At 49.2% G+C, this 24433-nt stretch carries 23 protein-coding genes and 1 pseudogene; 16 read left to right on the top strand and 8 right to left on the bottom strand.

The features are described from left to right. The first annotated feature begins 105 nt into the window (after window positions 1–105). Window positions 106–687 carry a superoxide dismutase [Fe] gene (gene sodB / locus SK34_RS17805; RefSeq protein ID WP_003029205.1) on the top strand — a complete coding sequence of 194 codons (582 nt, stop codon included), beginning with the start codon at window positions 106–108 and terminating at the stop codon, window positions 685–687. A gap of 39 nt (window positions 688–726) precedes the next feature. Here sodB and SK34_RS17800 read toward each other — a convergent pair whose 3' ends face one another. Together SK34_RS17800 and cydH are read right to left on the bottom strand one after the other, a co-directional pair. Then, window positions 727–1896 (bottom strand): MFS transporter, encoded by a 1170-nt coding sequence (locus tag SK34_RS17800; protein ID WP_016150189.1) that lies wholly within the window; start codon window positions 1894–1896, stop codon window positions 727–729. 175 nt (window positions 1897–2071) lie between these two features. Beyond that, window positions 2072–2161: a cytochrome bd-I accessory subunit CydH gene (cydH, locus tag SK34_RS24725; RefSeq protein ID WP_003029209.1), complete on the bottom strand. Its 90-nt coding sequence runs from the start codon at window positions 2159–2161 to the stop codon at window positions 2072–2074. 297 nt (window positions 2162–2458) lie between these two features. Here cydH and purR point away from each other — a divergent pair, with 297 nt between their 5' ends. After that, window positions 2459–3484: an HTH-type transcriptional repressor PurR gene (gene purR, locus SK34_RS17795; protein WP_003029211.1), complete on the top strand. Its 1026-nt coding sequence runs from the start codon at window positions 2459–2461 to the stop codon at window positions 3482–3484. On the opposite strand, the gene punR is transcribed toward purR, so the two are convergent. Then, the gene (gene punR, locus SK34_RS17790) at window positions 3481–4413 is read right to left on the bottom strand and encodes a DNA-binding transcriptional activator PunR (RefSeq protein ID WP_003029215.1); all 933 of its coding nucleotides are present in this window, start codon (window positions 4411–4413) and stop codon (window positions 3481–3483) included. The genes purR and punR overlap by 4 nt on opposite strands. A gap of 113 nt (window positions 4414–4526) precedes the next feature. On the opposite strand from punR, the gene punC reads away from it, so the two are divergent. Next, on the top strand, window positions 4527–5732 hold the full coding sequence (gene punC, locus SK34_RS17785; RefSeq protein WP_003836456.1) for a purine nucleoside transporter PunC: 1206 nt from the start codon (window positions 4527–4529) through the stop codon (window positions 5730–5732). Between the two features lie 290 nt (window positions 5733–6022). Next, window positions 6023–7171 (top strand): cyclopropane fatty acyl phospholipid synthase, encoded by a 1149-nt coding sequence (gene cfa, locus SK34_RS17780; protein ID WP_003836458.1) that lies wholly within the window; start codon window positions 6023–6025, stop codon window positions 7169–7171. A 41-nt stretch (window positions 7172–7212) separates the two neighbouring features. On the opposite strand, the gene SK34_RS17775 is transcribed toward cfa, so the two are convergent. Then, the gene (locus SK34_RS17775) at window positions 7213–7860 is read right to left on the bottom strand and encodes a riboflavin synthase (protein WP_003832752.1); all 648 of its coding nucleotides are present in this window, start codon (window positions 7858–7860) and stop codon (window positions 7213–7215) included. 217 nt (window positions 7861–8077) lie between these two features. On the opposite strand from SK34_RS17775, the gene mdtK reads away from it, so the two are divergent. Then, complete coding sequence (mdtK, locus tag SK34_RS17770) at window positions 8078–9451, top strand: multidrug efflux MATE transporter MdtK (protein ID WP_044699913.1); 1374 nt, start codon at window positions 8078–8080, stop codon at window positions 9449–9451. Window positions 9452–9490: 39 nt separating this feature from the next. Here mdtK and SK34_RS17765 read toward each other — a convergent pair whose 3' ends face one another. After that, window positions 9491–10189, bottom strand: coding sequence for an RluA family pseudouridine synthase (locus SK34_RS17765; protein ID WP_003836466.1), 699 nt, complete (start codon window positions 10187–10189; stop codon window positions 9491–9493). A 129-nt stretch (window positions 10190–10318) separates the two neighbouring features. On the opposite strand from SK34_RS17765, the gene SK34_RS17760 reads away from it, so the two are divergent. From SK34_RS17760 to trpS, 11 genes are all read left to right on the top strand, one after another. After that, window positions 10319–11110, top strand: coding sequence for a PhzF family phenazine biosynthesis protein (locus SK34_RS17760; RefSeq protein WP_016150185.1), 792 nt, complete (start codon window positions 10319–10321; stop codon window positions 11108–11110). 36 nt (window positions 11111–11146) lie between these two features. Continuing rightward, window positions 11147–11455 (top strand): monooxygenase, encoded by a 309-nt coding sequence (locus SK34_RS17755; RefSeq protein WP_003836470.1) that lies wholly within the window; start codon window positions 11147–11149, stop codon window positions 11453–11455. A gap of 222 nt (window positions 11456–11677) precedes the next feature. Beyond that, window positions 11678–12073 (top strand): RidA family protein, encoded by a 396-nt coding sequence (locus tag SK34_RS17750; protein WP_003029233.1) that lies wholly within the window; start codon window positions 11678–11680, stop codon window positions 12071–12073. Window positions 12074–12100: 27 nt separating this feature from the next. Next, window positions 12101–13069 carry a threo-3-hydroxy-L-aspartate ammonia-lyase gene (locus tag SK34_RS17745; protein WP_048233674.1) on the top strand — a complete coding sequence of 323 codons (969 nt, stop codon included), beginning with the start codon at window positions 12101–12103 and terminating at the stop codon, window positions 13067–13069. A 127-nt stretch (window positions 13070–13196) separates the two neighbouring features. Next, the gene (locus tag SK34_RS17740) at window positions 13197–13838 is read left to right on the top strand and encodes a helix-turn-helix transcriptional regulator (RefSeq protein ID WP_003029239.1); all 642 of its coding nucleotides are present in this window, start codon (window positions 13197–13199) and stop codon (window positions 13836–13838) included. Window positions 13839–14246: 408 nt separating this feature from the next. Then, window positions 14247–14741 carry a putative pterin-binding protein gene (locus SK34_RS17735; protein ID WP_003029241.1) on the top strand — a complete coding sequence of 165 codons (495 nt, stop codon included), beginning with the start codon at window positions 14247–14249 and terminating at the stop codon, window positions 14739–14741. 17 nt (window positions 14742–14758) lie between these two features. Further along, window positions 14759–16723, top strand: a complete 1965-nt coding sequence (locus tag SK34_RS17730; protein WP_044712333.1) for a putative bifunctional diguanylate cyclase/phosphodiesterase — start codon at window positions 14759–14761, stop codon at window positions 16721–16723. Between the two features lie 84 nt (window positions 16724–16807). Then, window positions 16808–17290: a glutathione peroxidase gene (locus tag SK34_RS17725; RefSeq protein ID WP_003843523.1), complete on the top strand. Its 483-nt coding sequence runs from the start codon at window positions 16808–16810 to the stop codon at window positions 17288–17290. A gap of 165 nt (window positions 17291–17455) precedes the next feature. Continuing rightward, the gene (locus SK34_RS17720; protein ID WP_044712332.1) at window positions 17456–18565 is read left to right on the top strand and encodes an AI-2E family transporter; all 1110 of its coding nucleotides are present in this window, start codon (window positions 17456–17458) and stop codon (window positions 18563–18565) included. A gap of 119 nt (window positions 18566–18684) precedes the next feature. Continuing rightward, complete coding sequence (locus tag SK34_RS17715) at window positions 18685–20469, top strand: diguanylate cyclase (RefSeq protein WP_048233671.1); 1785 nt, start codon at window positions 18685–18687, stop codon at window positions 20467–20469. Between the two features lie 201 nt (window positions 20470–20670). Continuing rightward, on the top strand, window positions 20671–21675 hold the full coding sequence (gene trpS, locus SK34_RS17710) for a tryptophan--tRNA ligase (RefSeq protein ID WP_048233669.1): 1005 nt from the start codon (window positions 20671–20673) through the stop codon (window positions 21673–21675). 420 nt (window positions 21676–22095) lie between these two features. Here the strand turns inward: trpS and SK34_RS17705 are convergent, their stop codons facing one another. The 3 genes and pseudogenes from SK34_RS17705 to SK34_RS25210 all read right to left on the bottom strand — a co-directional run. Then, entirely contained in the window at window positions 22096–22842 is a 747-nt protein-coding gene (locus tag SK34_RS17705; protein WP_003029256.1) for an SDR family NAD(P)-dependent oxidoreductase, read from the bottom strand. Between the two features lie 70 nt (window positions 22843–22912). Continuing rightward, window positions 22913–23602: a helix-turn-helix transcriptional regulator gene (locus SK34_RS17700; RefSeq protein ID WP_003836487.1), complete on the bottom strand. Its 690-nt coding sequence runs from the start codon at window positions 23600–23602 to the stop codon at window positions 22913–22915. Window positions 23603–23736: 134 nt separating this feature from the next. Next, window positions 23737–23910 (bottom strand): annotated as a pseudogene (locus SK34_RS25210) (DNA methylase); the annotation flags it as partial. Between the last annotated feature and the right edge of the window lie 523 nt (window positions 23911–24433).

Here is a 24433-nt window from a genome sequence, read left to right as displayed (position 1 = left end):
TGTAGGGTAAGTTCTTCTTTTGCATAACCTTTCAATTTGCTACCCTATCCTTACTCACAATGAGGCTATTGTGTGTACTCAATATAAATAATAAGGAGAGAAGCAATGTCGTTTGAATTACCTGCATTACCGTATGCCAAAGATGCTCTGGCACCGCACATTTCTGCCGAAACGCTGGAATATCACTATGGCAAACACCATCAAACCTACGTGACCAATCTGAACAATCTGATTAAAGGCACGGCGTTTGAAGGCAAATCACTGGAAGAGATCGTTCGTAGCTCTGAAGGCGGTGTATTCAATAACGCAGCACAAGTATGGAACCACACGTTCTACTGGAACTGCCTGGCACCGAACGCAGGTGGCGAACCAACCGGTAAACTGGCCGATGCAATTGCCGCCTCCTTTGGCAGCTTTGCAGATTTCAAAGCGCAGTTCACCGATGCCGCTATCAAAAACTTCGGTTCTGGCTGGACCTGGCTGGTTAAAGGAACTGATGGCAAACTGGCTATCGTCTCCACCTCCAACGCAGGTACTCCGCTGACCACCGACGCGACGCCGCTGATGACCGTTGACGTATGGGAACACGCCTACTACATCGACTATCGCAATGCCCGTCCTGGCTACCTGGAACATTTCTGGGCGCTGGTGAACTGGGAATTTGTTGCGAAGAACTTCGCAGCATAAAAAAGATAACGCAGAAGGGCTTCCTTCTGCGTTTTTGCATTAATTCGTGGTCGTGAAAGCCTCTTCTGGCTGTCTTCTTGCGGAAATAAACACCAGCAGCAGCGCAAGACCCGCCACAATCGCCCCCATCACTGGCACAAAACTGTAGCCCAGGCCGCCTGATATCACCGCCCCACCGGCCGCTGCACCCAGAGCGTTCCCCAGATTAAACGCGCCAATATTGACTGACGATGATAATCCAGGTGCTTCACTGGCAACGCGCATCACACGCATCTGCAACGGTGGAACGACCGCGAACGTCGCCGCGCCCCAGACCACCATACTGATCGCCGCCCCCAGCTCATTACTCGCAAGGAAAGGAATGGCCAGCATAATAACCATCAGCAGCAGTAAAAAGCCTTTCAACGTACCGTTGACTGAACGGTCAGCAAACTTGCCACCAAAGTAGTTACCGATCGAGAAACCAATGCCTATCAACACCAGCATCCCGGTAACAAATGCCGGAGTGGCATGAGTGATAGTATGCAGAACCGGCGAGATGTAGGTATAAAGCGTGAACATCGCCCCAGCACCCAGTACGGTAGTCAGTAACGCCGACAACACCTGTGGGCGCATAAGTACCGCCAGTTCGCTGCGAACATCCGGGCGCTCTCCGGCTCCACCCTTGGGTAAGGAGAAGAACAGGCTGACCATAGCAATGACGCCCAGACCCGCAGTGGCCATAAATGACATGCGCCAACCGATGGTTTCACCAAGCCATGTCGCCGCCGGAACGCCACCAATATTGGCGATGGTTAACCCCATAAACATCGTTGCTACGGCGCTGGCCTGCTTATGTTTGGGTACAACACTGGCAGCAACCACTGAACCGAGACCAAAAAAGGCCCCATGGTTAAGACTGGTCAAGATACGCGATAGCATTAGCGTGGTGTAATCCGGCGAGATAGCCGAAAGCACATTACCCAGCGTGAAAATCGCCATCAGGAATATCAAAGCATTACGTCGCGCGCGATGAGACAGCAGCAATGTCATCAGCGGTGCACCTACCATCACACCTACCGCATAGGCGCTGATCAGCATGCCGGCCGCCGGAATCGAGACATCCACACCTTTGGCTATGACGGGCAATAATCCCATTGGCGAAAATTCGGTGGTGCCTATGCCAAACGCTCCGATCGCCAGCGCCAGTAAAGGATAATTGAGTTTCATATTGCGACTCCGTAACGTCGAGCCGTGGCGCGACATAAAATAAGAGTCAAAAGCATGACATTGATCGCAAAATTAATAAAGTTAACAAAATTGCAAAAGACTTTTGCTTATTCGCAAACAATAGAAGAGATAGACGAGCGGAAAGAGTGAGGGAGAGCTAACTCCCTCGGGGAAATCAATGCAGCGCTGCGGTCAGGCCACCCGCGACGATCAAACCCAGAACAATAATGGTAGTCACTAACGAAAATTTCAGATCGGTGCTCATCAAGTTTTCTCCTTTTTATTCCCACACAAAAAGTGATATTGCGCATTTTTACACACTTGAAAGCAAAAATCTCTCACGATTTATATTGATAACTGCTTTTAACTCTTCCCCTTTTCGTTAAGATCAGACAAAATTCCACGCTTACTTGATTAGCGTACCGGCCATTGACCCCTTCCTGACGTTCCGTGTCGTTTTCCCGGCGTGCCGCAACCCTTACGTTGCGCTAAGGGTGTGTAAAGGCAAACGTTTACCTGGAGTATTCTCAGGAGCTTAGGATATGGTCTGGAGTGAGATGTAATGGCAACAATTAAAGATGTAGCGAAGCGAGCAAACGTTTCCACTACAACCGTATCACACGTAATTAACAAGACGCGCTTTGTCGCGGAAGAAACGCGTAATGCTGTCTGGGCAGCGATCAAAGAACTGCACTATTCTCCGAGCGCAGTTGCCCGCAGCCTGAAGGTGAATCACACCAAGTCTATTGGCTTGCTGGCGACCAGCAGCGAAGCGGCCTATTTCGCAGAAATTATCGAAGCCGTGGAGAAAAACTGTTTCCAGAAAGGCTATACGCTGATTCTGGGTAACGCATGGAACAGTCTCGAAAAGCAGCAGGCCTATCTGTCGATGATGGCGCAAAAGCGCGTTGATGGTCTGCTGGTGATGTGTTCTGAGTATCCGGAGTCGCTGCTTTCGATGCTCGAAGAGTATCGCCATATTCCGATGGTCGTCATGGACTGGGGCGAAGCTAAAGCCGACTTTACCGATACGGTCATTGATAACGCCTTCGAAGGCGGTTACATGGCGGGTCGGTATCTGGTAGAACGCGGTCATCGTGAAATTGGCGTGATCCCAGGTCCAATGGAACGTAATACCGGGGCCGGGCGTCTGGCGGGCTTTATGAAAGCGATGGAAGAAGCGCTGATTAAAGTGCCTGATAACTGGATTGTCCAGGGCGATTTCGAGCCTGAGTCCGGCTATCGCGCCATGCAGCAAATTCTGTCGCAATCGCATCGTCCGACCGCTGTCTTCTGCGGTGGCGATATTATGGCGATGGGTGCGCTGTGCGCCGCTGACGAAATGGGTCTGCGCGTACCACAGGATGTCTCACTCATCGGCTACGACAACGTGCGCAACGCCCGCTTCTTCACGCCGGCCTTAACGACCATTCACCAGCCGAAGGATTCACTAGGTGAAACGGCCTTCAACATGCTGTTAGACCGTATCGTGAATAAACGTGAAGAGTCACAGTCTATCGAGGTGCATCCACGTCTGGTTGAGCGTCGCTCCGTTGCCGACGGTCCGTTCCGCGATTATCGCCGTTAAGCCTGTTGTGCGGGAGTCTCATCTGGCTCCCGCAGCCATTCCTTGTTCAACGTTTCACTATCCCCTAAATAGTCCAGCAGCCAACTCAATGCCGGTGACGTATCGTTCTGCTGCCATGTCAGACAGCATGCGGCATCAGGAAAGGGGTTCTCCAGTTGCAGCGCAACCCACTTGCCGCTATCGATCCACGGCTTGGCAAAATGCGTCGGTACCATGCCAACACACAGCCCTGCTGATAAGCAGGTAGCGGATGATTCCCAGTCAGGCACCACGACGCGCTTTTGGTTATCCAGCAGCCAGGTAATACGCTTTGGCAACGTACGGGAGGTATCTTCGCGCACCAGTGACGGCCAGTTGCGCAACGTATCATCACTTAGCGGTCCGGGCATTGATGCCAGTGGATGATGGCTGGCTACCACGCAACTCCAGCTCAGCATTCCCATATCGCGGAAGGTATAGCGTCCCCCTACCGGAATCGCCTGTGTGGCGCCGATGGCCAGCTCCACGCGTCCATCGGACAGCGCGTCCCATACGCCGTTAAACACTTCCTGAAAAACTAACAACTCCACATCATCAAAGTGACGGTAGAAATCCACGATCATCTGTCGGGTACGATCCGGGCGGACAATGTTATCGACTGCGATCGCCAGCTGCCCGCGCCAGCCGTTGGCAATTTGCTGGCATTGCTGGCGCGTGATCTGCATTTTTTTGATAACAGAGCGACCTTCTTTTAAAAACCATGCCCCGGCAGGCGTTAATTCCACATCACGATGGCGTCGCTCAAAAAGTGGTACCGCCAGCCACTCTTCCAGTTGGCGCACAGTGTAGCTTACCGCCGAAGGTACACGGTGTAGCTCCTGTGCGGCTGAACTAAAGCTACCGTTACGCGCAACCGCATCAACCACTTCAAGTGAATATTCCGACCACATATTCTGCCTGCAAAAATTTTGAAATCAGTAAGCAAATATTAGCGTTTCACAGCGAGAATTACACTCACTACACTCAGCGGCATTGTTCTACTGCTAAAAAAAGAGAAATGATGATGCAACCTGGGAAAGGGTTTTTAGTCTGGCTGGCGGGCCTTAGCGTGCTCGGCTTTCTGGCAACAGATATGTATCTGCCCGCCTTCGCCGCAATTCAGTCCGATCTGCAAACGCCTGCATCTGCCGTCAGCGCTAGCCTGAGCTTGTTCTTAGCCGGTTTTGCCGTCGCACAACTGCTGTGGGGACCGCTCTCTGACCACTATGGTCGCAAGCCTATTTTGCTGCTGGGTTTATCTATCTTCGCACTGGGCAGTCTGGGCATGCTGTGGGTTGAAAACGCCACAGGCCTGCTGGTACTGCGATTTGTTCAGGCCGTTGGCGTCTGTGCAGCATCGGTTATCTGGCAAGCGCTGGTTACCGACTATTATCCTTCACAAAAAGTAAACCGCATCTTTGCCACCATTATGCCGCTGGTCGGGTTATCACCTGCCCTCGCCCCGTTATTAGGTAGTTGGATCCTGGTACATTTTTCCTGGCAGGCCATTTTTGCCACCCTGTTCGCCATTACTCTGATTCTGATGCTTCCGGCGCTGCGTTTAAAGCCTACAGCTAAAGCACGCGATGACAGCCAGGATAAACTGACTTTCACCACCTTGCTGCGCTCGAAAACTTACCGTGGAAACGTGCTGATTTATGCCGCCTGTTCCGCGAGCTTTTTTGCATGGCTGACGGGTTCCCCGTTCATCCTTAGCGAAATGGGTTATAGCCCAGCGGTAATTGGTCTGAGCTATGTTCCGCAAACTATCGCCTTTTTAATCGGTGGTTACGGCTGTCGTGCTGCGCTGCAAAAATGGCAGGGTCGTCAGCTGCTGCCCTGGTTACTCATTCTGTATGCCTTCAGCGTTGTGGGCACCTGGGCGACCGGCTTTATTCATCATGTCGCATTGGCTGAAATCCTGATCCCATTCTGCGTTATGGCGATTGCGAACGGCGCAATCTACCCTATCGTTGTCGCGCAGGCATTACGCCCTTTCCCACAGGCCACTGGACGCGCTGCCGCATTGCAGAATACGCTGCAACTGGGTTTATGCTTCCTGGCAAGCCTTGTCGTTTCCTGGTTGATTGCTACCCCGCTGCTCACCACTACCAGCGTTATGCTGACCACGGTATTGCTGGCTGCTGTGGGTTACAAAATGCAATCGCAGAAAACTGACGCCCCGCAAACAGATGACCGCGCGCAAATTGCCCACGGAGAGTCTCACTAATAATTGTCGCGGGCAATTAATTAGCCCGCTAAGAATTATCGGTTGAATCGTCAAAAATTCAGGCCTATACTGATTTCCGGATGTTAAAAAAACGATAATTTTTATGTGTTAACGGGAACAAGAATGTTCCCGTATTCCCACGGATGGTCTTTTCGGCAAGGGTTCCTCCCTTCCTCTGTTCTACGTCGGATTATAGATTCACGGATTAATTCCGTGAGATTTCTCACAAAGCCCAAAAAAGCGTCTACGCTGTTTTAAGGTTCTGATCACCGACCAGTGATGGAGAAGCTATGAGTTCATCGTGTATAGAAGACGTCAGAGTACCGGATGATGACTGGTACCGCATCACCAATGAATTATTGAGCCGTGCAGGCATTACCATTAATGGCCCGGCACCGGCGGATATTCGCGTAAAGAACCCCGATTTTTTCAAACGTGTATTGCAGGAAGGATCGTTAGGGTTGGGTGAAAGTTATATGGATGGCTGGTGGGAATGCGACCGGCTGGACATGTTTTTTAGTAAAGTCCTACGCGCCGGTCTTGAAAACCAACTCCCCCGCCACTTCAAAGATACGTTACGAATTGCCGCTGCTCGCTTGTTCAATTTGCAGACCAAAAAGCGTGCATGGGTTGTCGGCAAAGAACATTACGATTTAGGCAACGATCTCTTTACTCGCATGCTGGACCCCTATATGCAGTATTCCTGCGCCTACTGGAAAGATGCCGATACCCTGGAATCTGCCCAGCAGGCGAAGCTAAAAATGATTGCTGAAAAGCTGCAGTTGAAGCCAGGGATGCGGGTGCTCGATATAGGCTGCGGCTGGGGCGGCTTATCCCAGTTTATGGCATCAGAATATGGCGTAAGCGTGGTGGGTGTAACCATTTCGGCAGAACAGCAGAAAATGGCGCAGTCACGGTGTGCGGGGCTTGATGTCACAATTTTGCTGCAGGATTATCGTGACCTGAATGACAAATTCGATCGTATTGTTTCCGTCGGTATGTTTGAGCATGTAGGGCCGAAAAACTACGCCACCTATTTTGACGTGGTCGATCGCAATTTAAAACCGGATGGTCTCTTTCTACTGCATAGCATCGGCTCCAAAAAGACCGACAATAACGTTGATCCGTGGATCAATAAATATATCTTCCCGAACGGCTGTTTACCATCAGTTCGCCAGATTGCCAACGCCAGCGAGCCACATTTTGTAATGGAAGACTGGCATAATTTTGGCGCGGATTACGACACGACGCTGATGGCCTGGCACGAACGTTTCATTAACTCCTGGCCTGAAATCGCCGATAACTATACCGAACGTTTCAAGCGGATGTTCAGCTATTATCTGAACGCTTGTGCCGGAGCGTTTCGAGCTCGCGATATTCAGTTATGGCAGGTGGTATTTTCTCGCGGCGTTGAACACGGCCTGCGCGTTCCCCGTTAATCGTTATCGCCCCCGTATCAACGAGGGCTTAACTCTCAGGCTTAGGCTCCCGCTTCGCCCGTTATGTTGCTGATGGCGCTTTCACGCGCCGCCAGTACACGCTCAACAGTATCAACCACCGCCTGCGTTTGGGGATCGATTTCGATATTGACCCTTGCGCCCAGCTTTTTCTTGCCAAGCGTCGTACGCTCCAGCGTTTCCGGGATCAAGTGCACACAGAAACGCGTCGGCGTCACTTCACCGACCGTCAGACTGATACCGTCAATACCAATAAATCCTTTGTACAGGATATATTTCATCAGCGACGGGTCCTGGACTTTAAACCACACCTGACGGTTATTCTCCGAGGTCAGAATTTTCGACACTTCGGCAGTGGTCATAATATGGCCCGACATTAAATGTCCGCCAATCTCATCACTGAATTTTGCCGCACGCTCAACGTTAACCAAATCACCGACCTTCAGATCGCCCAGATTGGTGATACGCAGCGTTTCTTTCATCAGGTCAAAGCTTATCTGGTTACCGTTAATTTCGGTGACCGTCAGGCAGCACCCATTGTGGGCAACCGATGCGCCGGTCTCCAGCGCATCCAGCATATATTCAGGCAACTCCACAACATGCGTACGAAAATTTGGTTTTTCATCAATGGACACCAATTTTGCGGTGCCCTGCACAATACCCGTAAACATACTTCCTACTCCTGAACTCAATTAAGACATCTCTGCACAGCACAATAGCAGGTGGAAATTCAGGTTGCCAGCAATGCGCCACCAGCGCCTGTTTTTTCACTGGAGAATTACGTATTCCTCGCTACAATAGACTGAAATTTCCCCTGCTTTTTCTCCTTGCTGCCATATAAGGCGGCTTTTTTAGTCTCTCAAATAACAACAATATAGTGGTGTACACGTGCAAAAGTATGTAAGTGAAGCGCGTCAGTTATTAGCTCTGGCAATACCGGTGATTCTTGCGCAAATCGCTCAAACCGCAATGGGATTCGTTGATACCGTCATGGCGGGCGGATACAGCGCTACTGATATGGCGGCAGTCGCCATTGGTACCTCTATCTGGTTACCTGCCATTCTGTTTGGTCATGGACTACTGCTGGCTTTGACGCCGGTCATTGCGCAACTCAATGGTTCCGGACGCCGCGACCGTATCGCCCATCAAATACGTCAGGGATTCTGGCTGGCGGGCAGCGTCTCCGTGCTGATTATGGTTGTGCTATGGAACGCAGGGTACATTATTCGCTCCATGCATAACATTGACCCGGCGCTGGCGGATAAAGCCGTTGGCTACCTGCGTGCCTTGCTGTGGGGTGCACCGGGGTATTTGTTCTTCCAGGTAGCTCGTAACCAGTGCGAAGGATTAGCCAAAACTAAACCAGCGATGGTGATGGGCTTTCTCGGCCTGCTGGTGAACATTCCGGTTAACTACGTTTTCATTTATGGACATTTAGGCATGCCGGAACTGGGCGGCGTAGGCTGCGGCGTGGCTACGGCGGCTGTTTACTGGGTGATGTTTATCGCCATGCTCTCTTACATCAAACGAGCGCGCTCAATGCGCGATATCCGTAATGAGCGTGGTTTCCAGAAACCTGACACCGCAGTAATGAAGCGTCTGGTGCAACTGGGTTTACCTATCGCGCTGGCGTTATTTTTCGAGGTAACGCTGTTTGCGGTGGTCGCTCTGCTGGTATCCCCGCTGGGGATTATCGACGTGGCCGGACACCAGATAGCACTGAACTTCAGTTCGTTAATGTTCGTCCTGCCGATGTCTCTGGCTGCTGCCGTCACCATTCGTGTCGGTTATCGTCTGGGCCAGGGCTCCACGCTGGATGCACAAACTGCAGCCAGAACGGGCCTGGGTGTCGGTGTCTGCATGGCGGTCGTAACGGCGCTTTTCACCGTGACATTCCGCGAGCATATTGCCCTGCTCTACAACAATAATCCGGAAGTTGTCGCCCTGGCCGCGCAGCTCATGTTACTGGCCGCGGTGTATCAAATATCGGACTCTATCCAGGTTATTGGCAGCGGGATCCTGCGTGGTTATAAAGATACGCGTTCCATTTTCTTTATAACCTTTACAGCCTACTGGGTGCTGGGTCTGCCGAGTGGCTATATTCTGGCGCTGACCGATCTGGTGGTTGACCGCATGGGGCCAGCAGGATTCTGGATGGGCTTTATTATCGGCCTGACCTCTGCGGCGGTGCTGATGATGCTGCGGATGCGCTTTCTGCAACGCCAGCCGTCAGCGGTTATATTGCAACGAGCTGCACGATAATGCCTAAATAGCCGCCGTCTGGCGGCTTTTTTTACATCCTCAGAACGGACTGGCGTTTTGGGCGTTCATCCACGCTTCACTAATGGGATGCCTGAAATGCAGTTCACTGGCATGCAGCATCAGTCGCGGCACCCTTTCAGTGCCAGGCAGCAGACGCCCGCCATACAAATCACAGCCTAAAATCGGATGTCCCAACAGCTGACAGTGGATCCGCAGTTGGTGGGTCCGCCCGGTTTCAGGCATCAGTTGTACCCGCGTCAAGGGGAGCAACGCCCCCTTTTCCTGACGATGATAAAAGCGCTCGACAACCTGATAGCGCGAACGTGCGGGTTTGCCGTTGAGAGCACAAATTGACATTAATGGAAACAGCGACGGGTCTTTGGCAATCGCTGCATCGATAACTCCTTCGTCGTTTTCCAGATGCCCGCATAACAGTGCGCTGTACACCTTAGTGACCGTACGCTGGCTGAACTGCTGGCAAAGCGCAGCGTTGATAGCCTTGTTACGGGCGACCACCATCAGTCCAGAAGTGCCGAAATCAAGCCGATGTACCAGCGTGCAGCCAGGGTAAATCTGTACCAGCCGATGATGTACCGAATCGAGATTCTGCGGATTTTTGCCCGACAAGCTAAGTAACCCGCTGGGTTTATTGATTAGCACCAGATGCTCGTCCCGATAGAGGATCTCTATCTCGTCATGACAAGGCGGGGCAATAAAGGTATCGAGGATCGTAGACATCAGGCGGCCAGAATGAGGTGTGGGGACGGATGATAACGAATTTTCACCGCAGTGGCGAATCGGAGCGCTGACCCAATGGCTGGCATGGTAGAGTGTGATTTATCCTGAGTGCGATGAGAGGGTTATTCTGTGCAACAAATCGATTTTTACATGGTGGATGCTTTTACCACCACGACGTTTGGCGGTAATGCCGCAGCAGTCTGTCCGCTCACGGACTGGTTGCCCGATGAAACATTATTAAAGATGGCGCAGCAGCATAACCAGTCAGAAACCGCTTTTTTTGTCGCCAATGAGAATGGTTTTGAGCTGCGTTGGTTTACCACTCAGGGTGAAATCAATCTGTGTGGGCATGCCACGCTCGCCGCCGCGCATGTCATCTTTGAACATCTGGATTACCCGGATACAAAAATCCATTTTGCTACCCGCTTTGTGGGACCGCTGACGGTCACGCGCAGCGGTGAATGGCTGACGCTCGATTTTCCAGCCTGGCAAAGCGAATCTGCCATGCCGCCCACTTTACTGCTGGAAACATTAGGCATCACCGAATACAAGGAGATGCGCGTGGCACGCGATTACATGGTGGTGTTGGAAAATCAACAGCAGGTTGAGGCTGTTCGCCCAAACATCCACGCCATGCTTCCGCTGGGGAAAATGGTGTGCATCACCGCGCCGGGTGACGGGGAATACGATTTTGTCAGCCGTTTCTTCTGCCCGGGTGAAGCCGTCGCTGAAGACCCGGTCACAGGCTCGGCACATAGCATGCTGATCCCTTACTGGGCTGCAAAACTGAATAAAACACAGATGCTGGCGCGCCAGGTCTCTGAGCGCGGCGGGGATTTACGCTGTCAGTTAGCAGGAACGCGTGTTTATATCAGTGGACAGGCAATAACTTATCTGACCGGTAAAGTGCTGCTGCGCTAGCAGCCTTACCCGAAATAACCAATCCATGGAGGATTTATGTCGAACAAACTCGTGCAGATACACTTTGATTTTCATGGTCCGTTTGGGGCTGAGATGTCGAGTCAGCTCGTTGAACTGGCCGAATCAATCAACCAGGAGCCGGGGTTCATCTGGAAAATCTGGACCGAGAACGAAGCAAATCACGAAGCGGGTGGCATCTACCTGTTCCGGGACGAAGACACCGCTCAGGCCTATATCAAAAAGCATACCGCCCGTCTGAAGCATCTGGGTGTGGAAGACGTGACGTTCAAAATCTTCGATATCAATGAACCGTTAACTAAAATTAACCACGGTCACATCGGCTAGTATTTTGCCTTAGACGCCCCGCCCGGGGCGTTTCTTCACTCTCCTGCCTTCCCCTCTTCGTTCCTACCCAGGTTAGCGATTTACGTTAGCCACATTTGCAATAGTTCACAAAATCATCACCCGCGAAAATTATCTCTAGCCGAAAGTGGCATATAGGCGTATAAAATAATACAAATTGTATTATTTTATACAAAGTGAATCATTAGCTACAGGAGGTTTATTATGTCCGCGGACATTACACTGAACTCATCTGCTGGAAGCTTCCCGCCAGCAGGTCATTACTCGCACAGTACAACGGCTGGCGGTTTCGTCTTCATTTCTGGGCAATTGCCGGTCACTTTCGACGGCGAGAAAAAAGCGGATGCCTCTTTTGAAGATCAAACCCGGCTGGTGCTACAGAATATTGATGCTTGTCTGGCGGGTGCTGGAGTTTCCCGCCAGCATCTGGTGTCAGTTCGCGTCTATGTGACGGATATGAATCAGTGGCCGACGTTTAACAAAATCTATGGGGAGTGGATCGGTGATTTCCGTCCATCTCGTGCTGTAGCCGGTGTTGCGGAACTTCATTATGGTTTTGCGCTGGAAGTTGAAGCTATGGCGTTGGCCCCGCAAGCGTGACATTTAACAACATACAGGTGAACAACAATGACTGAAATGACACTGCCTGATTATAACGATGTTGCCGCTGCGGCAGCGCGCATCGCAGATTATGCTAACAAAACGCCGGTGATGACATCCCGAACGGTTAATGAAGAATTTGGCGCGGAAGTCTTCTTTAAGTGCGAAAACTTCCAGAGAATGGGCGCCTTCAAATTTCGCGGCGCTATGAATGCGCTACGCCAGTTCACACCACAACAACGTGCTGCGGGTGTCGTGACGTTTTCTTCCGGTAACCATGCGCAGGCCATTGCACTGTCGGCAAAATTATTGGGGATTCCAGCAACAATTATCATGCCGCATGATGCTCCGGTAGCTAAAGTTGCAGCAACAAAAGGCTATGGCGGAAAGGTGGTAACTTACGATCGCTATACTGAAGATCGTGAAAAAATTGGTCGGGACCTGGCAGAGAAACAGGGGTTAACGCTGATCCCCCCTTACGACCATCCGCACGTGATTGCAGGCCAGGGCACCGCCACAAAAGAGCTGATTGAAGAAGTGGGTCAGTTAGACGCCCTTTTCGTTTGTCTGGGCGGTGGCGGCCTGCTCTCAGGATCCGCTCTGGCGGCCAGACATCTGTCTCCTGACTGCATCGTCTATGGTGTTGAACCTGAGGCGGGTAACGATGGTCAACAGTCGTTTCGTAGCGGAAAAATTGTTCATATCGATACGCCCAAAACCATTGCTGACGGTGCTCAGACCCAACATCTCGGGAACTATACGTTTCAGATTATCCAGCAAAACGTGAACGATATTCTGACGGTTTCAGACGCTGAATTAATCACCTCAATGAAATTTATCGCTGAACGCATGAAAATCGTCGTAGAGCCGACCGGGTGTCTGGGTTTTGCTGCGGCCAGAGCGCGCAAAGCTGAACTTCGCGGCAAGAAAGTCGGCATTATCATCAGCGGCGGAAACGTGGATATCAGCCGCTACAGTGAATTTCTGGCCAGATGATAAACAGGGTATCTGTCATGCAGATACCCTAATGTTACTGTCTGTACATTGCCGTCTGGAAAAACGATCCCAGGTCACTGTAAACTGCTCGCAATCATGGCAACAGGCATCACCGCAGGAGACTGGCATGCCAAAAACCGACAATAACTCGCTTCTCAGCCAAATTGATACTATCGCCAGGGGATTGAGTGAGACCTTCTCTCCGTTTTGCGAAGTGGTGGTTCATGACCTCAAAAATCCTGAACATGCCATTTTATCCATCCATAATAATCTGTCCGGACGTCAACCCGGCCAGCCAGCAACCGAGCTTGGCCTGGCGAGAATCGCATCGCCTGACTTTCCCAGCATCATTGCGAACTACAGTAATCAGTTTGCCGATGGTCGCCCGGTGAAAAGTACCTCAATTGGCATCAAGGATGAAGAAGGCAGATACGTAGCAGCTCTCTGTCTGAATGTAGATATGACGCTGTTTCGTGGTATGCAGAGTGCTCTTGCGCGTTTTACTGAAACCGAAAACTCCCCCATTAAGGAACATATCGATCCCGGCAGTAACGAAGTCATCCGCCAGCGTATTGATGACTTTGCCGCTAAACGCGCTACGACGGCCCGAGCCCTTAAACCTCAAGACCGTAAGCTGCTGATTCAACAATTACGCCAGGACGGTTTGCTGAACGTACGCAAATCTATGGATACGGTGGCACAGCATCTGGGCGTATCAAGGGCCACCGCCTACCTGTATGCCCGCCAGTCAGTTCAGGCGGGTGAATAAACGGGTTCAGTTGAACTGCACCAGCCGCAGCATAAAAAGTCTGATCTTGATTACCGACACGAAGCGCTCCCGCTATACTTTGGCCCGCTTCGTATCCGATATAGCCACCAACCAGTAAACAACGCCCCGCCGCTGGGAAAAATAAACCTTTATTTTCGTAGGTATTTATTGGCACTGAGTCAATAAATGATTTATTTTTGTACATACATAGTGAGATTACGTTTTCCTCAAATAACACCATCAGCATTGATTAAACATCATAATAAAACAAACAAAATCTAACCCATTGATTTAGAGGAATAAAAATAAAGCTGAATTTATTGCATCAATAATACCTATGCAATATATATAAATAGAGTGATATCTAAATTATAATTCTTTTACATCCGGCTGATTGGTGAGGTAAGAATGCGGTTAATCGTAATGTTAGTAAGCTTTGTGCTCACCACCCAGCTCTGGGCAGGTGAACTTCCCCAGCCTTCCGGTACAGTTCTTTTAACGCTGTCCGGTAATATTGAAAATACAAATGCAGACGGGAAAGCCGTTTTTGATACCGCCAGCCTTGAGAAGCTGGGCATGGTCAGTTTCCAGACCACCTCCCCCTGGTATAATGGACGCACTACTTTTACGGGTATTCCACTACAAAAGCTCATGGATTACGTCGGCGCGAGCGGCTCGGTTGTAAAGGTCACTGCGCTCAATGACTACACCACCGTAATCCCTCTCAGTGATTTCAAAAAATACAATGCCATCCTTGCGTTAAAAATCAACGGAAAATATATGCGCATCCGTGATAAAGGTCCTTTATTCATTGTGTACCCCTATGACAGCATGCCGGAACTGAATAATCAGATTTATTATTCAAGGTCTGCATGGCAGGTCAGTAGTATGGATATTGAGTAAGCGTTCAGAGGAACATCATGAACAGAATACTGGCTGGCATCATCTTTTTTCTTTTTATATCTACCGGATATATCTCTTTCCTCGTGCATGAACGGCAACAAGAGTTACAGAAACTGACTCATTACACCGATTCCTGGTCTGCTGCTCAGCTGGTATCACAATATTACCGATTCGAGTCATTGCTGGGTCTTTACACTATCGATGATACGATGAATCTCGATGATGTACGCATGCGCCTCGACATTATGCTCAGCCAGAGTGATTTAATAAAAGAAGGTGACCTGGGGCGCTACATAGAAAGCAATATAGCCCACCGTGAGCTGGCGGTAAAACTTGAAAACACCCTTAGTTTTCTGGATGTTAATCTAGAGAAAATGAACCGTTCAGCACTCCAGGCTTATCTGAAAAAAATGCATACTCTGGATGCGCCACTGGGTCGTCTTTCATCTGGTGCGTTAAACAAAGATGTTAACTCGATCAATAACGCCAACCAAAAAATTCAAACGCTGTACTATATTTACTCAGCAACCTCGGTGCTGCTGATAATACTGAGTGCGATTCTGGGCGTGCTCATTTTCTATCAAAACAGAAATATTCTGCGGGCGCACCTGCAGGTCAAGAGTCTTGCCGAAGAACTGCAGAAATCTAAAGAAAAGCTGCAAATCCAGAATGCTAAACTGGAATATGACGTCTACCATGACTCTCTTACCGAGATGAATAATCGTCAACTATTCTGGAGCGATTTAAATAAAACAATTGAGATAGCAGAAAAAAATCACGATTCTGTGACTGTGATGTTGTTTGATTTAGATCGATTCAAAGAGGTAAATGATACGTATGGTCATGATGCCGGTGATATGTTGCTACGCCAGATATCAGACCGACTGGTTTCAATGAGTCTTACTTCGGATACGCTGTATCGCCTGGGTGGAGATGAATTTGCGTTTCTCTCAAGTGGCCTGACAGAAAGCCACGCCGTTTCGCGGGCCCAGAAAATATGTGAATTTATCAGCCAGCCCTACACTATTTATAACACGATTATCAACATAACCACCTGTGTTGGCATTGTTATCTCAGACACTGAACGCCGTTCCGACTATCTTTATAAATTTGCCGATCTGGCCCTTTATGAAGCCAAAGGTGAAGGCTCAGGTAAGATAAAAGTCTTCCGACAACGAATGTTAGAAAAGCTACAAGAAAGCAGAACGCTTGAGCATGATATGGCATTGGCAATAGTGAACAAAGAATTCGTGGTTTATTATCAGCCCATTGTTGACTCCTTCAGCCAGGAAATTTATAGCTATGAAGCCCTAATTCGTTGGCTCCATCCTCTAAAGGGCATCCTGTCGCCGGATAACTTTATTCCTGTTGCTGAAAAAACCGGAATGATTAATGAGATGGGGAAAGTAGTGCTTGAAATTGCCTGCAGGGAAGCTGCTTGTTGGGCGGTTCCTGCTAAAATTTCAGTAAATGTCTCCCCTGTCCAGCTAAGCAGCAAAGCCTTTGTCGGTATCGTACTGTCTATTCTGAAAGAAACTGGACTCCCAGCCGATCGTCTTGAACTGGAAGTAACAGAGTCCTCTCTCTTCACTGAGAGTACGACGCCGATGAATACGCTTAATAAGCTCAGAGCCCTGGGCGTAAAAATCTCCATCGATGATTTTGGTACCGGATATTCTTCTCTTTCGCGCCTGAGCAAGCTTGCCTTCGATAAAATTAAAATAGACAAGTCTTTTGTGCATTCAATATCCACACATGAAGATGCGCTTAATATCATCAAACTGATCACGGGCATGGCGAAATCCCTCAATATGAAGGCTGTTGCTGAAGGTGTTGAAACAAAGGAGCAACTAAAAAGCCTTCAGGCGCTGGGCTGCGATTTCGCCCAAGGATATCTGTTTGGTAAACCTCAACCTTGTGTCAATGAGGAAATCAGAAATGGTCAAGTTGTGCCAATAAACAACAGAAAAACGATGCCATGAAGATTTTCTATCAGGCTTCAACTGCCCGTAACGCGTTGAGCGGCAATGTCGACGCTAAACTCACCCTGACCTGAGGCTTAAAAAATGAGCACCTTTCATCAACTTACCGCCACCAGCCTGAATGGTCAGCTTATTTCAATGGCCGACTATGCAGGCAAACTGGTACTGGTGGTTAATACCGCCAGCCATTGTGGCTTTACGCCACAATATGCGGGCCTTGAAGCACTGTATAAGAAATACGACACACAGGGCCTGGTGGTGCTTGGTTTCCCCTGCAACCAGTTTGGTAAGCAGGAACCCGGTGGGGCGGACGAAATCGCGCAGACCTGCTACGTCAACTACGGCGTGAGTTTTCCAATGTTTGAGAAAGTGGAGGTTAACGGTGCCGCTACACACCCGGTATTTCGTTACCTGAAAGATGAATTACCCGGCATACTGGGTGGGAGGATCAAGTGGAACTTCACTAAATTTCTGGTCGGACGCGACGGAAAACCGCTTAAGCGTTTTGCCCCCTTCACCACTCCAGAAAAAATAGAAACCGTCATCCTTGATGCACTAAAAATCTAATGGTTGCTGTCATTCGAATATCACATTAATACTGTGGATATTCATTGGTTTTTATCTTCAGTAAGTCACCGTTTTAGCCAAAATAAGCGGCAATCTTCAGCTAAAGTTGGTAAATCCCCTGAACGGTTCTATAGTCTGGACTGCTTTTCATTACAGGGTTCACTAATGCGATTTAACGGACTGACTAAAGGTTTCTTCATTTTCATACTTGCCCTCGTGACCTGGGCGTTCTTCGATGTGCTGTCCCCCTACTTTTCCGCCATTTTGTGGGCCGCGATACTAACGACTATCTTTAACCCGGTAAAAAACAGACTGCGCAGCGCGCTTGGCGAACGCAACGGACTGGCATCGTTGATTACCATCGTCATTATCTGTCTGATTGTCTTTATCCCGCTGATGGTAATCCTGTCATCGCTGGCCATTGAACTGAACGTGGTGTACACCAAACTGCAACAGAATGACACGCAGTTCCCGGAGGTCGTCGCTTCTGTTCTTTCGTATCTTCCTGACTGGGCCAGAGGTTTTCTGGCAGAACACAATCTGGATGATGTCGCGCAGATCCAGAAAAAACTGTCCGATGTCGTGCTGCAGGGTGGACAATACCTCGCCGGCAGCGCGTTCCTGATTGGTAAAGGAACATTCGGCTTTGCTATTAGCTTTGGCATCATGCTGTATCTACTGTTCTTCTTACTGAAGGACGGACCGTACCTGGTGCGCCAGATTCTGGACTCATTACCGCTTTCTGATTTTGCCAAACAGCACCTGTTTGCAAAATTCGTCGGCGTGACGCGGGCAACCGTCAAGGGCACGGCGGTCGTCGCTTTGGTTCAGGGTATTCTTGGCGGCATCGCGTTTGCGATTGTAGATATCGACGGTAGCGTTCTGTGGGGCGCGTTGATGGCGTTTCTCTCCCTCGTGCCCGCCGTCGGTTCAGCGATCGTCTGGGTACCAGCAGCAATATTTCTGTTCGCCACGCATCAGCTATGGCAAGGGCTGTTTATCGTTGGCTTCTTCGTGATTATCGTCGGGCTGGTGGACAATATCCTGCGCCCGCTGCTGGTAGGTAAAGACACCAAAATGCCGGACTATCTGATTTTGATTACCACTCTCGGCGGCATGGAGATCTACGGTATTAACGGCTTTGTGATTGGCCCCCTGGTTGCCGCACTATTCATTACCTGCTGGAACCTGTTTTCCGGGCGTGACCATGAAGGTAACGTAGAAGGAATCGACGAAGCCTTTATGGAAGAAGGAAAAAATCCTCCAGATTTTTGATTGCAGGACGATAACAGAAGGCGGTTTAAGGACCGCCTTTTTTATTTTCACGCAAAATCATACGTTTCCTATAATTTCAATCATGCTTATTCATTAATCGTCGCAGAAGGAACTAATCAGTGCGAATAGCCACAATCACCAACTGGGCCTATAGCGCGACGGTATGTCTGACCATCGCTTCAGGCGTTGTCATGCTGATGGCATCCAGCGCCGATAACACAGAACGCCAGGTGGTAGAACAGCGTTATCAGTTCGATCAACTAACCGAAGAAGTCGAACTCGATGCCTGGTCGCTGTCCGACCTGGCGCGCGACTATGTTATTGCAAAAGACCCTGAGGTGCTCAACGCCTACCGTCAGAAAGAAGCGTCGCTGAAAGCCGTTGAGCATCGTCTTTCGAAGCTCAAAGACCTTGGTGCAACGGATGAAGAGCTGGCGCTATTGCATGAAGGGCTGCGGATTGCGGATGCTCTGCAGGATGAGCAGGCCGAGGCGCTTGCCAGCGTCGCGCGTGGAGAAGAGTCGCAGGCCATCGCCCTGCTGTACGGGAAAGCCTATGAACAGGAACTGGAGCGAGCCCAGGACCGGATAGATCATTTCCGCCAGTTACTCGATAGCCGCGTACGCAACACGATTGAAGATGCAACCCAGTCATCCCGCATGCTGCGGACGGCCTCTGAAGTGATGGTCGGTCTGACGGCGCTGCTGTTTTTATTCGTTCTCGGTTTCATTTTAAAGCGTCGTGTCCTGCGCCCCGTCGTGCGTTTGAGCGATGTCGTAAACCGTCTCGCATCGCAGGATTATGCCGTTGAGACGCCCAGCTTTAACCAGATAGACGAAATAGGCGACATGGCACAGGCGATCCGGATCTTCCGCGAGAACGGTCTGGCTCGTCAGAGACTGGAGAAGGAGCGAGATGCCGACTGGGCAATCCGCGATCTGCTGGCACGTATGACGCAGCGCCTGCAGGGTTGCGAGAATTTTGCCGATGTCATCAATGTGGCGGAACTGTTTGCACCAAATATTGCCCCTGGTATTGCCGGGCGGCTTTACATACTGGACCGGGAACCCTGGCAAATGCGCTGCGTTGCACAATGGCTCTCACCGCAGGGTAAAGCGGATGCGTTCCACCCGGACGAATGCTGGGCTGTGCGCCGCGGCCAGAGCCACCCTCCGGTACAAGGTGAACCCGATATCGCCTGCTACCATCTGCCGGATTCATGCCAGCAACATACCCTGTGCGTTCCGCTGATTGCCCAAGGAGAAGCCATCGGTCTGCTCTCATTCCAGAACCTTAGCGATGATTCCACCCCTTCTCGTGCGTATCTGGAGCTAATGGCAGAAGCACTCGGCCTCGCATTAGCCAACCAGCGTCTGCGTGACGCCCTGCTGGAGAAAGCGCTCTACGATCCGCTAACTGGTCTGCGTAACCGTCATCATCTGGAAGATACCTTACGCACTCAGATGAGCCAGGCCGTACGCAACAAGGAGCCGATCAGTTGCCTGATGATCGATATCGACCATTTTAAAAATATTAACGATCGCTTTGGTCACGAGGCGGGAGACAGCGTGATAAAAAGTATCGCCGCCACCATTCAGCGCGTGGTTCACGACAGCGGCATGGCCTTCCGCTATGGCGGTGAGGAGTTTCTGGTGCTGCTGGCCAATACGGATGAACAGGCCGCCAACCGCCTTGCGACGGATATTTATAACGGCGTACGCGAACTGTCGTTGCGCTTTGGCGTCTCTGAAATTGGTCACGTCGATGTTTCTATTGGCGTAGCCAGCTATCCGCAGCACGCCCAGAGCGACAACCTGCTGCGTGCTGCAGACGTGGCGCTGTATCGCGCTAAAGAGCTGGGACGTTCGCGCATCGTGAGCTTTGGCATGCTGGAGGCCAGTTGAACATGGCTTTACCTCAACGCCAGGCGGTGATATGTTAATTCAATGAACACAAAACACGATATCACCGCTTTTAATTACAACCTGTGGTGGCTGCCTTCTTAAAGGCGGTCAAAATGTGTTTTTCCCATTTTTAGATAACCGCCGAAAGGCGGTTATTTGCATTTAGAGACCCCTTTCGGTTTTATGACTAAGGAGTCTTACATGAACAATAAAACCATCATCCTCACTGGCGATCGTCCCACCGGCCCGCTGCATCTTGGCCATTATGTGGGGTCATTGCGCCAGCGCGCCGCGCTGCAACATGATTATCAGCAGTTTATATTGGTGGCTGACCTGCAAGGGCTAACCGATAACGGCAGCACACCGCAAAAGATCCGCGACAATATTCCCGAGGTACTTGCCGACTATCTTGCCGCAGGAATAGATCCTTCACTGACCACTATTTGTTTGCAATCGGCCCTGCCTGCCCTTGCGGAACTGACCGCGCTTTATATGAATATCGTCACCGTGGCTCGCGTAGAGCGTAATCCTACGGTTAAAAACGAAATTGCGCAGAAAGGGTTTGCCCGCTCGTTACCGGTTGGTTTTCTGGTTTATCCCATCAGTCAGGCGGCAGATATTACGGCCTTCAAAGCCGAAGTGGTTCCCGTCGGCGACGATCAGTTGCCAATGATTGAGCAGACTAATGAAATCGTGCACAAGATGAATAGCCTGTTACCGGCCCCCGTCTTATCGCACTGCAAAGCGCTGCTGAGTGAAACCAGCCGCCTACCAGGGATCGACGGGAATGCCAAAATGTCAAAATCGCTTGGTAACACATTGCTCCTGTCAGCCAGCGAAGAAACCATTCATCACGCGGTCAGTGCAATGTACACCGACCCCAATCATCTGAAAGTATCCGACCCGGGGCAAATCGACGGCAATATGGTATTCACTTACCTCGACGCTTTTCATCCGGATAAAGCAAAAGTGGCGGAAATGAAAGCGCATTACCAACGGGGTGGGCTGGGTGACCGGACATGCAAAAACGAGCTGGAGGTGTGCTTGCAGGAACTCATCGCCCCAATGCGCGAGCTGCGGGCAACCTACATTCAGGATAAAGGCATGCTGATGGCAATGCTCAAAAAAGGCAGCGAACAGGCGCACGAGATGACGCAGCAGACATTAAGAGAAGTGAAGCAAGGGCTGGGTTTGCCGGTGTTCTGAACTCGACCTATTACAGTCGGCCCAATAAATAAAGACAGCTCCCAACGAGTTACCTTCGCCGGGAGCTTTCAGAATCTTCCCCACGTTTTATCAGCAAAATGCACTAATGTTTTATTTCGAAATCAAAACCTCATTTCAGGCGATGGCCCCTCTGAGAAAAGGCATGGATTGTCGCCGAAGAGACTATGCTACTCAACGAGTGGCAAAAGGAAGCATTTCATCTGTATCTACAGACAAAGATGCCCGTTTTTCAATGTGAGTTAAACCAATGGAAAGTCGATCATTTATTCTCATATTAGTTCAAACTGGAGATGCTGTTATCATTACCCCTATAATAGGAGCATTAAATATATTATAACGCTCCTATTGAACCTACCGCTTTGGTTAGGTAATGCTTATAGTTTAAAACGTTAGAGAAATTTACTCGGCTAAATATCCACCATCAATTGGATAAACTCCTCCGGTACAGAATGCGGATTTGTCTGATAGCAAAAACAATATGAAGTCTGCTATTTCTTGCATTTTTGCCATCCTTTTCATAGGGTGGCTATTGGCGAAGCTATGTACGATATTTTCAGGAAGTGCACTCATTCGCGGGGTCTGGACATAACCAGGAGCGACTGCATTTACTCGAATTCCTTGACATGCAAATTCTAGCGCTGCGGTTTGGGTTAAACCAATTATACCATGCTTAGCCACGGTGTAAGGCGCTAATCCAGGAATGCCAACCAGGCCATTTACGGCAGATAAATTCACTATTGAGCCACCAAATTTCATCATCTGAGGTATTTCATATTTTAGGCAGTAAAAAACTCCGCTCAATGAGGTGGCAATAACCTTATCCCAGTTCTCAACTGTTTGCTCTGTTATGTTTTTACCATGATCACCTGTTAAGCCTGCATTATTTACAGCATAATCAAGTCTGCCGAAGCGTTCGATAACCTCATCGATCATTTGTCGTACTTGTTCGGGCTGTGATACATCACATCCGATCCCCATCGCTTGTTGACCCTGTGAAGATAATTGTTTCGCTTTTTGTTTAGCCTGCTCTGACGAACGGGCGACAATAATAACCTTAGCACCATGTATGTGTAATTGCTTTGCGACGGCCTCACCTATTCCTGTAGTGCTTCCTGTTATCACAGCAATTTTATTTTGGAAATTCATACGCCCCCCAAAGATGTAGAATTGAACCTTTCATCTGGGTTAGTATACAAATGAGCTGTGACAGTTTTTGTCAGTACTCTTTCTCCTCGCTAATCCCTTCTTTTACTCTCCATTTTTTCAATAAAACCGCCCTGCTTTCACTATAAAAGGAATCCAGTTGCTCAATTTCCTTAATTTTGTCAGTCCTAAAGTGGCGAAAATCATTTCTCATCTCACACCATGCAACCAAAAGCCAACATGACTCCATGTATACCAACCCAATGGGCCATATGACTCGAGAAGAGTAAGAGTCTTTCTTATCACAATACTTTATTTTGATTCTCTTTCGCTTTTTAATAGCATTGCGAATATCTTCAAAAAACATCTCATTTTTTTCTGAAGGACCAATCAGATAGGATTGACTTTCAATAAGATTTTTCAACTCACCGGAAATGACGGTATGTATTTTGGCAAGTGCATTCTTAGCGATAATTTTGAAATCATGGTCCGTATTATGAGAGACCCAATTCAATCCAAGCGTAATAGCATTGACTTCTTCATGAGACAGGTTTAAGGGTGGCAAATGAAAATCAGATTTAACGATATAACCAATTCCAGCACCACCTTCAATGCATACCCCTTGATGCTGCAGCGTTTTTATATCTCTGTAAAGGGAACGCACACTTATCCCTAATCTTTCTGAGAGTGTGGATGCAGTGATCGGATATCTTTGTGCCCTTAATATCTGTAGTAATTCGAGAAGCCTTTCTGTTCTAGTCATAGTGATAAATCCATCATGATCCTGAGACGATTTCTTAAAGCATCTATTAGATAAGCATCTTAGTACAAAGCAAGTGTAGATGGCTAAGTTGAACTGCCCCAAGGTCTGATACCGCGCTAAGTTCGTAATGCGTTCATCAGTGCGTCTGTTTTGAGGACACATTTCATCTCATTGCAGGTGGGTTGTAGCCATTCATCGCTTTTGTCGCCGGCAATACTGTGTCGGAAAGGCCACGGACTCCGACCAACTGCGGGGGATCTGTGGGGGATGAAATCAACGGCACGATCCGGAAAGAAGCGGAAAAGCAGCCCGTCCTGTGTCCACTCAGGCGCGGTACACTGGAGCCAACAATGGATATCCTTACGCATCACGCGATATGGACATGGAACCGCAAGGCGTCATTACAAAACATTCGTAAAGCTTTTCGGATAGTATATCGTGCTGTGGGTGTGAGTGAATTCAGGCAACGGGCAGATATCACCGCAATTTTTACTCTGAACTATCAATTATGAGTCCCCTTTAATCATCAATATTATTGTTGAGACCTGACAATGGTCATTACAGGCTTTATTTCTAATTTTCAGCACCAGATACCCGCTGATATTTATAGAACACATCTGTAATTTACTCCTTATTGGTGTAACGTGTAACTATATATTTCACGGAGTAACCAAATAATAGTAATTATGATTGCGTGTGAAACTATTAGTGTATTCATGACTGTGAGATAAGTAGATCGTTATCATATATTATCTTTATATTTCATGAAGATACAACCAAACCTCAAATTCATTTAATTTATTGAAACAATCGTTTAACCTGTTTTGATAG

This window comes from Citrobacter sp. MGH104, assembly GCF_001034485.1.
Classification (GTDB): domain Bacteria; phylum Pseudomonadota; class Gammaproteobacteria; order Enterobacterales; family Enterobacteriaceae; genus Citrobacter; species Citrobacter freundii.
Note: the sequence above shows the minus strand (reverse complement) of the source record. Positions and strands in the feature narration are given on the sequence as shown.